Origin of the sequence: Flavilitoribacter nigricans DSM 23189 = NBRC 102662 (genome assembly GCF_002646595.1) — a bacterium.
GTDB classification, from domain to species: Bacteria; Bacteroidota; Bacteroidia; order Chitinophagales; family Saprospiraceae; genus Flavilitoribacter; species Flavilitoribacter nigricans.
The window spans coordinates 198,947-211,373 of the sequence record NZ_PDUD01000023.1; the positions used below are offsets into that span (position 1 = coordinate 198,947).

The 12,427-nt window shown below is 51.7% G+C and carries 6 protein-coding genes; 1 reads left to right on the plus strand and 5 read right to left on the minus strand.

The genetic code is table 11. The features are described 5' to 3' along the window. Positions 1-7 precede the first annotated feature (7 nt). Together CRP01_RS18750 and CRP01_RS18755 are read right to left on the minus strand one after the other, a co-directional pair. Positions 8-2,398: an ABC transporter permease gene (locus tag CRP01_RS18750; RefSeq protein ID WP_099151619.1), complete on the minus strand. Its 2,391-nt coding sequence runs from the start codon at positions 2,396-2,398 to the stop codon at positions 8-10. 46 nt (positions 2,399-2,444) lie between these two features. Then, on the minus strand, positions 2,445-4,820 hold the full coding sequence (locus CRP01_RS18755; RefSeq protein ID WP_099151620.1) for an ABC transporter permease: 2,376 nt from the start codon (positions 4,818-4,820) through the stop codon (positions 2,445-2,447). A gap of 585 nt (positions 4,821-5,405) precedes the next feature. Between CRP01_RS18755 and lepA the strand changes: the two genes are divergently transcribed. Continuing rightward, positions 5,406-7,196 (plus strand): translation elongation factor 4, encoded by a 1,791-nt coding sequence (gene lepA / locus CRP01_RS18760; RefSeq protein WP_099151621.1) that lies wholly within the window; start codon positions 5,406-5,408, stop codon positions 7,194-7,196. A gap of 873 nt (positions 7,197-8,069) precedes the next feature. On the opposite strand, the gene CRP01_RS18765 is transcribed toward lepA, so the two are convergent. From CRP01_RS18765 to accC, 3 genes are all read right to left on the minus strand, one after another. Beyond that, positions 8,070-8,849 carry an anti-sigma factor gene (locus CRP01_RS18765; RefSeq protein ID WP_099151622.1) on the minus strand — a complete coding sequence of 260 codons (780 nt, stop codon included), beginning with the start codon at positions 8,847-8,849 and terminating at the stop codon, positions 8,070-8,072. A 218-nt stretch (positions 8,850-9,067) separates the two neighbouring features. Continuing rightward, complete coding sequence (locus CRP01_RS18770) at positions 9,068-10,891, minus strand: ABC transporter ATP-binding protein (RefSeq protein ID WP_099151623.1); 1,824 nt, start codon at positions 10,889-10,891, stop codon at positions 9,068-9,070. Positions 10,892-11,064: 173 nt separating this feature from the next. Continuing rightward, on the minus strand, positions 11,065-12,414 hold the full coding sequence (gene accC / locus CRP01_RS18775) for an acetyl-CoA carboxylase biotin carboxylase subunit (RefSeq protein ID WP_099151624.1): 1,350 nt from the start codon (positions 12,412-12,414) through the stop codon (positions 11,065-11,067). Positions 12,415-12,427: the final 13 nt, after the last annotated feature.

Sequence of the window (12,427 nt, forward strand, 5' to 3'; positions counted from 1 at the left end):
GCGTGGGCTAATCTTCCTGCTGTAAGGCCTCCACCGGCCGCCCCAGCGCCGTTCGCAGCGTGCGATACCCCACCGTCAGCAGGGTAATGGCCAGCATGGCCACCAGCGTCCAGATAAAGACGGACAGGCCAATATCGATGTGGTAGACAAAGTTCTCAAGCCACAGGCTCATAAAATAATAGGCCAGCGGGGTGGCGATCAGGAATGCCAGTATAATCAGTGATAAAAAGTTTCTCGAGAGCAGCAGCAGGAGTGATCCTACCGAAGCACCGAGGATCTTCCGGATGCCTACTTCCTTGATCCGCATTTCCGCGGTAAAAGCAGAAAGTCCGTAGAGGCCCAGACAGGCGATGATGATGATCAGCAGGGTGAACCAGCTCGCCATTTTCCCGGTTTTGATCTCACTTTCGTAGGCCTGCGCAAAGGATTCTTCGAAGAATTGGTACTCGACGGGGTAATTGGGTGCAAATTGCTTTTGGGCGGCCTCGATGGCGGCAATCGTTTCCGCCATATTTTTACCACTGACCTTTACGGCCACCTGCCGGGAAGATGCGGTGAAAAAAAGCTGCATCGGCGCAATGGACAAATGGAGGGAATTGTGGTGAAAGTCCTTCAGTACACCCACCACCGTTGCCGTATCCCGGCCCCATTTGAAAATCTGTCTACCAATCGGTTCTTCCCAGCCCAGAGCCTTTACCGCACTTTCATTGAGCAGTACGGCGTTTTTTTCGTCGCCGTATTCGCGGGAAAAACCCCGCCCTTCGGCAAGTTCCATTTCAAAAAGATCCAGATAGTCATAATCGATCTGGCCGGTATACAGGCGCACGTCCACATCTTCCGGTTTCCCGGGCCAGTTGGCTCCCGTACTGGAATCGAAAAAATTGGGCATATCGGAAGCCGTCGAGACCATTTTTACTTCCGGTATTCTCAGCAGCTCTTCCTTGAGGGTCTGCGTCTTCTTGCGCAATTCAAAATCCCGGATATTCAGTACGATCACCTGTTCCCGATTGAACCCCATATCCTTGCTTTTGATAAAGTTCAGCTGGCGGGAGATGACCAGCGTGCTGATGATCAGGGCCGCCGAAACGGCGAACTGAGCGACGACCAGGGTATTGCGCAGAGTAGATTTCTTCTGCCCGGACGGGGCATGGCTTTTTAGGATAGACAGGGGTTTGAAAGAAGACAGGACCACCGCCGGATAGAGCCCGGACAGCAGGCCGACCAGCAGGAAAACCACGAGTAAAAACGGGATCAACCAAATCTGCCCGACGGGGGAGAGGCTGAGATCCCGGCCGACAAATTCCGAAAAACCGGGCAACAGGTAATGAACAACAACGAGGGTAAGGATCAGGGCGCAAAAGGTTAGGAAAAATGATTCTCCCAGAAACTGGAAGACTAATTGCCGGCGATGGGCACCGATGGTTTTCCGGATCCCGATCTCCCGCGCCCGGCGAAATGCTTTTGCGGTACTGAGGTTAATGTAATTGATACCCGCGATCAGTAAGATCAGTAGTGCAATAAGAATAAAGACTCGCAGGGTGCGGATATCCCCGTTCGGATTGATCTCAAAATTGATCCTGGATTGGAGGTGTATGCTGGGTACGGGCTGTAGATAAAAGCGGGTGTTATTGAAGGCACCTCCGCCATTGGCATCGGTTAAATACTTGGCAACGATGCTGGGGAGTTTGGCCTCCAGTTCCTGGGGCGTGGCCTCATCTCTTAACAGACAATACGTATAAAAGAAATTGTTCTGCCACTGATCCATGGTTGCGGGTTCGGTATCCAGCATCCCCGCAAAATCGAGGAGCAGGTCCATTCGGAAATGGCTGTTGGCGGGCAGGTCGGCCATTACGCCCACGATGGTGTAGGGATGGCTGCCTTTATAGAGAATGGTTTGTCCGATAGGGGAGGCGTTACCGAAATACTTTTGCGCCAGCGACTCGCTGATCACTCCCGAGTATTTTTCAGTGAGCAGTTCTCCCTGATTTCCTGAGAGAATCTCGATCGAAAAAATATCGAATATTTCGGGAGAAGCGCCCACCACTTTTTCTTCCAGATAGGTTGCCTGATCCACGCCGATCAAAGTACTTTTCGGGGCATAGAGATGCGTTGCTGCTTCTACTTCCGGGAATTCTTCCTGGAGGGTAGGAGCGAGGGGGGGAGGCGTCACGGCGTAGCGGTCGGAGCCGAAGTATTCACTCCCCTTATTTTGTTTGACTACCCGGTAAATGCGATCCTTATTTTCGTGATACTGATCAAAGCTGAATTCATACTGCACGTACAACGTAATCAGCAGAAAGGCGATCAGACCACCGGTAAGGCCGACTATATTCAGCGCGGTGTAAGTTTTATTGCGCAGCAGCGTCCGGATAAGTACTTTGAAATGATGGAACAGCATCCTTCGGTTTTTGAATTTGGTGAAAAATAAGCTCGTTTTACCTTGGCTATTCGGTGCTTATCGCATCTACCGGTCTGCGAATGGCGGCCATAAAGGTCTTATAACCAACCGTCAGCAGAGTAATGGCGATCATCGCGAAGAAGGTCCAGAGGAAAATGGTGGCCCCGATCGAAATGTGGTAAACAAAATTATTCAGCCATTCGGACATGACCCAGTAAGCCAGCGGGATGGCAATCACAAAGGAAAGTAATACCAGCGAAAGATACTGCCGGGAAAGCAAAATGATCAGCGAGGAGACCGATGCCCCCAACACTTTTCGGATGCCCACTTCCTTGATCCGCATCTCGGTGGTGAAAGCCGACAGGCCGTAGAGACCCAGGCAGGCGATCAGGATGATCAACAGGGTAAACCAGTTCGCCATGGTTGCCGTTTTCTGGTCATTGGTATAAGCGGCCGCAAAGACCTCATCGAAAAGACGATAGTCGAACGGGTAATCCCTGGAAAACTGCTTATAGGTCGATTCGATCGCCCCGATGGTTTCCTCAAGCTGACTGCCACTGACCTTGACCGCCAGCTGGTATTCTTCGTCCTTAAAAAATAGCTGTAAGGGGGCGATACTCAAATGCAGGGAGTGTTGGTGGAAGTCTTTGAGTATTCCCACCACCGTAGCCGTATCGCCGCTCCAGCTGATCAGGTTTTTGCCCAGCGGTTCTTCCCAGCCGAGCGCCCGGGCGGCACTTTCATTGAGCAGTACCGATTTGCTTTCGTCCCCGTATTCCCGGGAAAAATGCCGGCCTGCGACCAGCTCCAGTTCGAACAGCTTGGTGTAATCGTAATCTACGTAACCACCGTAGAGCATGATGTCGACATCATTGGGTTTTCCCGGCCACTGGGCTCCGGAATTGGAATTGATGCTGTTGGGCATCGAGCTGGCCGAAGAGACCATCCGCACTTCAGGTATTTTGGCCAGTTCGGCTTTCAGTACGGGCAGATCGTCCATCAGAGCCGGATCCGGCAGGTTAATGACCATGATCTGATCCCGCTGGTAGCCCATGTCCTTTTCCTGGATGAATTTCAATTGCCGGGTGATGATCAGGGTGCTGATGACCAGGCCGGCCGAGACGGCGAATTGGGTGACAACCAGCACGTTTCTCAGCGCTGATCTCCGGTTGCCGGTCAGTTTACCCTTGAGCGCACTAACGGGATTGAAAGAAGAAAGTACCAGGGCGGGATAGGCGCCGGAAAGCAGGCCGACCGCACCGAAGATAGCGGTCAGTGCGGGCAACAGCCAGGGATCTTTCCACGGTGCCAGGGACAATTCACTGCCCACAAACCGGGAAAATCCGGGTAGCAGATAGGAAACGGCCGCGTAGGCAATGACCAGGGCACCCAGACTAAGGGCAAATGATTCGCCAAGAAACTGTAGGATCAGATGACTTTTATGAGCGCCGACGGTTTTTCGAATACCGACTTCCCGGGCCCGGCGGAAGGACCTTGCCGTGCTGAGATTGATGTAATTGATACACGCGATGAGCAGAATGAGGAATGCGATCAGGGCGTAGATATAGAGATTTTGGCTGTCTGAGGTGGGGCCGATATCAAAATTTGCGGTGGAATGCAGGTGGATATCGAGCAGAGGTTGCAGGTGAAACTGGGTGCTGCTCTCCTCCTCATTTGGGCTGATGTATTTGCCGATCAGTTCCGGTAGTTTTGCGGCCAGTTTATCGGGGTCGGCACGATCATCCAGCAGGAAATAGGTGAAAAATGAACTGCTTTGCCAGTTTCCCAGGCTACGGTTTTCCAGTTTGGCCAAAGTTGTAAAATCCACCATCACGTCCATCCGAAAATGGGCGTTAGCGGGCATATCCTCGATCACACCCACCACGGTAAATGCGTGGTCGCCCTTGTAACGGAGCGTTTGTCCGATCGGATCGGCATCGCCGAAATATTTACGGGCGTAGGATGCGGATAGGACGGCTGCACTGTTGCCGCTCCGAAAGGACGCCAGATCTCCCGCCTTAGCGGTGAAGGTGAAAATGTCAAAAGTTTCGGGGGCCAGACCGTAAACTGCGGGTTCCAGGGCAGAGAAGCGGTCGGAACTCAGTAACACTTCCCTTTTTTTGAAGATCCGGGTCGCCGCTTCCACTTCCGGGAATTCCTCCTGCAGGGTCGGGGCCAGGGGCGCCGGAGTTACGGCAAAATAATCCGTGCCGAAGTAGGCATTTCCCACTTCTCTTTTGATCACGCGGTAGATCCGGTCCTTTTGAGCGTTATGCTGGTCAAAACTGATTTCGTACTGCACGTACAGCATGATGAGCAAAAAAGCGATCATACCAACGGTGAGGCCAAGCAGGTTGAGGGCGGTATAGGTCTTATTTCGCCACAGGGTTCGCAGGAGTATTTTGCTGTAATGGAAGAGCATAATGAGGCGGTTTTGTCGGATAGGGATCAAGCATTATGCCATGTTTGTTTAGTGATTGTAAATCAATTTGTTATGACTTGGATGGGCTGTGATTTTGCGGCGAGACTGTACACTGCCGGACTGGGAGTGTTCATTTTCGGACAATGGCTTTGTGGAGTTTGGGTGAGGGGAGGGTTGGTGAAAGGGTGAGTTGGAGAGGGGGAGACTTGGTGACTTGGTGAGGGGGTGAGTTGGAGACGGGGGGGATATCAGAGCAGTCGACTAGGTGTGCTGCTTGGATTTTTGATTGGTAATGGTCTGATTTTCAGATAAGTGTTTTGTGCTTATGGCCATCTTCACCGGGCATTTTGAGCACGCTCTCAGGCTACTACCGTATGCATATCGACTATTTGCGGAAAGCGCGAAACATTCGTCCGGATTCGGAGTTGTAATTGGTAATGAAGGATGGAGATAAAGCCGGTCTGGGCACTGCCGGAAAGGCGGTCGCCCGGCTAAATTTTACGATTTAAAATCGCCCAAAAAATATAATTGGGGAACCGGCGATCGCCGAGTACTAAATGTAGAAAAAAGCATATCTTTGCGCCCATGAAGCATATCCGAAATTTTTGTGTTATCGCACATATCGATCACGGGAAAAGTACGCTTTCCGACCGCCTGTTGGAAACGACAAAATCCGTATCCGATCGCGATCTGAAAGAGCAGACCTTAGACAGCATGGACCTGGAGCGGGAGCGGGGTATCACCATCAAGAGCCACGCGATCCAAATGAAGTACCAGCATACGGATGGAGTAGAATATACCTTCAACCTCATTGACACTCCGGGCCACGTTGACTTTTCATACGAAGTATCCCGTTCTATTGCCGCCTGTGAAGGCGCACTTCTACTGGTAGACGCTACGCAGGGCATTCAGGCCCAGACGATCTCCAATCTTTACCTGGCTATTGAGCACGATCTGGAGATCATTCCGGTGCTGAATAAGGTGGACATGGATACCGCTATTATCGAAGAAGTTTCCGACCAGGTGATCGATCTGATCGGTTGCCCCAAAGAAGATATTATTCTGGCCAGTGGAAAAACCGGACTGGGAGTAGAAAATATCCTGGCAGCGATCGTTGATCGCATTCCGGCACCTTCCGGCGATCCCGAAGCACCGCTTCAGGCCCTGGTATTTGACTCTATCTTTAACCCCTTCCGGGGCGTGATTGCCTACGTACGGGTGATGAACGGTCGCCTGAAGAAGGGCGAAGAGATCCGTTTCGTCAATACCGGGAATGTCTACGCGGCCGATGAGATTGGGGTAATGCAGCTGGAAAATATTCCCACCAAAACGCTGGAAGCGGGGAATGTAGGCTACGTCATCACGGGGATCAAGGTATCCAAAGAGATTAAAGTAGGGGATACGATCACCCACGAAGAGCGGCGTTGTGATAAAGCTATTCAGGGATTTGAGGATGTAAAACCCATGGTTTTCGCCGGTATCTTCCCGCTGGATAATGACGATTTTGAAGACCTGCGGGACAGTCTGGAAAAACTGCAACTGAACGACGCCTCCCTGATCTTCGAACCGGAAACCTCGGCGGCTCTTGGTTTCGGCTTCCGTTGCGGTTTCCTGGGGATGCTGCACCTGGAGATCATTCAGGAACGCCTGTCCCGGGAATTCAACCAGGACGTGATCACCACGGTACCGAACGTATCCTACATCGCGTATACCAAGAAGGGCGATAAACTAAACGTTCGCAACCCGGCGGATCTACCCGATCCGACCGTCATGGACTATGTGGAAGAACCCTATATCAACGCCCAGATCATCACCAAACCGGAATACATCGGTGCGATCATGAACCTGTGCATGGAAAAACGGGGTATTCTGATCAAGCAGATCTATCTGACCACCACCCGGGTTGAACTACAGTTTGACCTGCCGCTGGCGGAGATCGTTTTCGACTTCTACGATCGCCTGAAATCCATTTCGCGGGGTTATGCCTCCTTTGATTATCAGATGGACGACTACCGCAAATCGGATTTGGTAAAACTGGATATAAAACTGAACGGTGAGAACGTCGATGCCCTGTCGGCCCTGGTACACCGGGAGAAAGCGGAAGCCTTTGGCCGTAAGATCTGTAAACGTCTCAAGGAACTGTTGCCGCGTCAGCAGTTTGCCATCGCGATCCAGGCCGCCATCGGCGCCAAGATTATTGCCCGTGAGACCATTTCCGCCCTGCGTAAGGACGTTACTGCCAAGTGTTACGGTGGTGACATCAGCCGGAAGCGGAAACTGCTGGAAAAGCAGAAAGCCGGTAAGAAGAAAATGCGTCAGTTCGGTAAAGTAGAGGTGCCCCAACGGGCGTTTCTGGATGTGCTGAAACTGGACTAACGAGTTCAAAAGTGTATAAGTTCACCAGTGTGGAGATCTGAGGCCCGGACTACGGACGTCGGTTCACACTTTTTGACTTATACACTTTTTCCCTCGCCTTAACTCAGGTTTCATTCCTCCCTCGATAGATTCTTGGCAGCCCATATCAGGCCACCTCCAACCACCAGGGCCAGAATAGCAAGTTTCAGTAATATCATATTATCCGGTATTTATAGTAACCACATAAAAGCTTGTCACATACGGCAATCCGTGGAAAGCTGTATGCCTATACATACCTATGCAATTACCCTGCCAAAAAAAGGCCTTCCGGGTAGAATTACTGCAAAATCACCTTGCGGTGATCATGGTTTTAGAATATAGCTGTAGAAACTCGGGTATCTAATTGGTGTAGTCTGATTGGGGTGCTTTATAGGGAATGAGTGGTGCTACGTTCTTGTGGGATTGGAGATAAGTAGGATAGCAACTTGGTTGCTTAAAGCTGAGCTTATTTTAGCTCCGGTTGTTGTTGGCCGTCAAGTTGGACATCAAGATCAGGCCCCCGCCGAAGACAAATGCCCCGGCTACAATTGTAAGTATCAACATAGCATGACAGATTAGTGATGTTAAAAAATAAAATAGGAGCGATAGTTCATGAGGGCAGTGCTAAAATGAAAAAAAAACATCGCTTATCCAAAAAATGCAGGTGAATTTTTAGCGGGTAAGTACTTTAAAAAAATAAATAATGTGTTTTACTCCCGAAAAGGCTGGGTTTGCGGGAAATAATGCCCCGTTTTTTTCGAAAAAAAATTTAAAATAATTTTTCAGCAGACCGGTAGGAAGGCATTACGGGCAATCTGTTGCAAGGGGTAATTGTACGGATCCGGTTCATTCCGTTCAGGGCAGACTCACATTGGCGTACAGTTGATCCACATGGGGGACTTTGCTGCCGCCAACTGGTTCGAGGGTAATGTTGAGGCTGCTGGCTTTAGGCAGACAGCGAATGATCTGCGGCTCGGTATTGTGCGCATCGATCATGCCCAGATTCACCATTGTACCGGCGATATCGGCCCAGATCTGGTACTGTTTACTTACCGGATGATCCGGTAGCGAGAACACCTGTACCACGGCCAGTTGCTCCTGTTCGTTCCAGAATACCCGCACTTCGGAGTCGGGCGCCAGGCTGGTTCCTTCCAGTTGGAGGGGGCTGGTAAGGTTGTTTTCGTAAAAGGCTACTTGTTGTTGGAGTTCTTGTAAAGATTCCTGTTCCTTCTGACAATCGTTTTTAAAAGCGATAAAATTTTTGTTGAGCTGGGAGAGTCTTTCCTGGGACCGCTGGGCCTGGGAGAAGTAATAAAAGCCGAAAGCGGCGAACAGGACCAGAAAAATTGCCATGATCCACTGGCTCATCGCCGGAGCGGACTTTTCCGTAAAGAAATCTTCTTCGTCCTCCTGGGCGGTGGGGGAAGCACTCAGATAAGGGTGATGATTTATTTTTGGGGTGGCAATCTGCTCTTCGGCATATTGCCGTACGGCATTGCGTAAAAGATCTATCTCAGATTGTATTTCCGGGAATGCGTGGGCGTAGCGCTCTACTTCCTCATTCTCCTCTTCAGTTGTAAGCCCCAGAACATACTGCTCCAGAAGCCCCGACTGCAAAAAACGCTCCTTGTCCATAAGCCTTACTTTAGCTTTAAGTTTGATTATAGTCTACTATGCTGTATACATTTCTTTTTGCTAACAGGAGATGGAGGGAAATGTTCACTATCTCTGTCCACTACCGCAGTTTATTCTGCGCTTGGAGATCGGCGAGTTGGAAACGCAGGTGAATTGTTTACCTGGAAGGAAAATGGAGTGAAACTATGTGCTTTGGTATCGGCAGGAGGAAGCCGTTCTTAAAACGCCTGCAATGCTACCAGCTTCCGGTACTCGCCCTGTTGTTCCAGCAGATGGCGGTGATCGCCCCGTTCGATGATCTTCCCGGCTTTCATTACCACGATCTCATCGGCGTGCTGAATGGTGGACAGGCGGTGCGCGATCACGATCGAGGTCCGGTTTTTCATCAGTTCCACCAGTGCAGACTGCACCAGCTGCTCCGATTCGGAATCCAGGGCCGAGGTCGCTTCGTCCAGAATGAGGATAGGCGGATTTTTCAGAATGGCCCGGGCGATGGTCAGGCGCTGGCGCTGGCCTCCGCTGAGTTTGTTCCCCCGGTCGCCGATATTGGTCTCATAGCCGTGTTCGGTGGCCGTGATGAAGTCGTGCGCATTCGCGATCCGGGCCGCCCGTTCTACCTGCTCGGGCCGAACGTCGTTCAATCCGAAAACGATATTGTTGTAAATGGTGTCATTAAAGAGGATCGCTTCCTGGGAGACGATACCCATGAGGGAGCGAAGATCCCGCAGCTTGTAGTCCCGGATATCCTTACCGTCGATGAGGATCTGACCGCCGCTGACGTCGTAAAATCGGGGCAGGAGATCGACGATCGTTGACTTACCGGCACCCGACGGACCCACCAGCGCAATGACCTTTCCCTTGGGAATATGGAGGTCGATATCGCGCAGCACCGGTCCTTCTTCATCGCGGTAGCTGAACCGGACATCCCGGTAGACGATCTCGGACTGAAAGTCTTCGATGGGCAGCGCATCGGGTTTTTCCTGAATGGCATTGGGCGCATCGAGGATCAATTCGATGCGTTCCATGGCTCCGATCCCCTTTTGGATGTGATAGTAGGCTTTGGAAAAGGATTTGGCCGGGTCGATCACATTGTAGAATGCGAAAATGAAAGTCAGGAATACCTCCGCGTCCATATTGCCCGAAAATACCAGGCGGGAGCCGTACCACAGCAGGATGGCCACTACAGAAATTCCGAGAAATTCGGATAGGGGAGAGGAGAGATCCCTCCGCCACAACAGGCGGGTGAGCGTGATCCGGTAGCCGTTATTCTCGCGCGAGAACTTACGGCGCTGGTAGTCCTCCGCGTTAAATCCCTTGATAATACGCAGTCCGCCGAGTGCTTCCTCCAAAATGGCCACGATGTTCCCCAGCTTTTCCTGTACAATAGAGGAAGAGCGTTTCAGAGTGCGGCCGATCCCGCCGATAATAAAGGCCGTAAAGAGGATCAGGCCAAATACAAAAACGGTCAGGTTCGGGCTCACGTACACCATGTAACCCAGTGAACCCGCAATGATCAGGGGCTCGCGGAACACCGCTTCCAGTACGTTCAGGATACTACCTTCCACTTCCTGGACATCGGAGGAGACCCGGGAAATGGTATCGCCTTTGCGTTCTTCGGAGAAATAGGCCAGCGGCAGGTCCAGTACTTTGTTGAACAACTGCTTGCGCAGATCGCGGACCACGCCGTTGCGCACCGGTGCCATAAAGAACAGGGCGAGATAGCGAAAGAGGTTTTTGAGAAAAAATGCGCCGATGATGGCCCCGATCACGTAGAGTAGGGCCTGTTCCTTGCCCAGCTGGATGATGAGCTGACTCAACTGGTAGTTCAGCCAGTCGTTGGCGTAGGAGATGCCGCCGCTGTCGGGGGGCATCTCGCGCAACAGCCTGGAATCATCCTCACTGAAAAGCAGGTTGAGAAAAGGAGCCAGCAGCGGAATGGCCACCACGGTGAATACCGCCGTCAGTATGTTGCTGACGATATTGCCGAGTACCAGTCCCCGGTATTTCCCCAGGTACTTCATCAACCTCCAGAAACTGTTCATCTTGCAGTTTATTATTTACCGCAAAGGCGCGAAGTCACAAAGCAGCTTTGATCGGAGAACCCAGTTGTTCCCCTGCAAAACCTGTTTTGTGTCTTCGCGCCTTCGGATTAAAGCGTTCGTTACTACCAAGTACACCTGGTAGTCTGTTTTGTTTAACTCAGGTGCTGATCGGATCAGGAAGGATCTTCCGACAGATCGAAATCGTTGAGGAATCCGGTATGGAAATCCCCTTTCCGGAAGTTCTCATCCTTCATCAGACGGGAGTGGAAAGGTACGGTGGTCTTCACGCCCTCAATGATGAATTCATCCAGTGCCCGTTCCATCTTCGTAATGCATTCCTCCCGCGTACGCGCCCGGCAGATCAGCTTGGCGATCATACTGTCGTAATAAGGCGGGATCTTATAGCCGGCGTATACGTGCGTATCCACGCGTACCCCGTGCCCTTTGGAACTGTGGAAAGACTGGATCTGACCCGGGCTGGGACGGAAATCATTGAAGGGATCTTCCGCATTGATCCGGCACTCGATGGCGTGGCCGGTCGGGTAGTAGTTCCCTCCGGTGATCCGCTCGCCGGCTGCGATCTTGATCTGTTCCTTGATCAGATCGTGGTCGATCACTTCTTCCGTAACCGGGTGTTCTACCTGGATCCGGGTATTCATTTCCATGAAGTAGAAGTTGCGGTATTTGTCCACCAGGAATTCGATGGTACCCACACCTTCGTAATTAATTGCCTCACCCGCGCGCACGGCCGCATCGCCCATGGCTTTACGCAGCTCGTCCGTCATAAAGGGAGAGGGGCATTCTTCTACCAGTTTCTGGTGGCGACGCTGAATGGAGCAGTCCCTTTCCGACAGGTGGACTACCTTGCCCTTCTGGTCGCCGACGATCTGAAATTCAATATGGCGTGGTTCTTCGACGAATTTCTCAATATAGATCCCGTCATTGCCGAAAGAAGCTTTGGCTTCCTGGCGGGCTTTGTTCCACTGGTCTTCGAAATTCTCCGCTTTCCAGATCACGCGCATCCCTTTACCGCCACCGCCGGCCGTTGCCTTGATGATCACCGGATAACCGATCTCCTCGGCGATCTTCAATCCGTGCTTGACGTCCTTCACCAGGCCTTCTGACCCCGGTACTACCGGTACGCCGGCCTTGATCATGGTTTCTTTCGCGGTGATCTTATCCCCCATCTTCCGGATCTGTTCCGGTGTCGGTCCGATGAACTTGATGCCGTATTCGGCACACACTTCCGCAAAATCAGCGTTTTCCGCCAGGAACCCGTAGCCCGGGTGGACGGCGTCCGCGTTGGTGATCTCCACGGCGGCCATGATCTTGGGAATACTCAGATAAGATTCGGTGGAAGAAGGCGGACCGATACAGACCGCTTCGTCCGCAAAGCGTACGTGCAGGCTTTCGCGATCGGCCGTTGAATAAACGGCCACGGTCTTAATGCCCATTTCCCGGCAGGTCCGGATGATGCGCAGGGCTATCTCTCCGCGGTTGGCAATCAGGATCTTATTAAACATACAACAGTTTCAA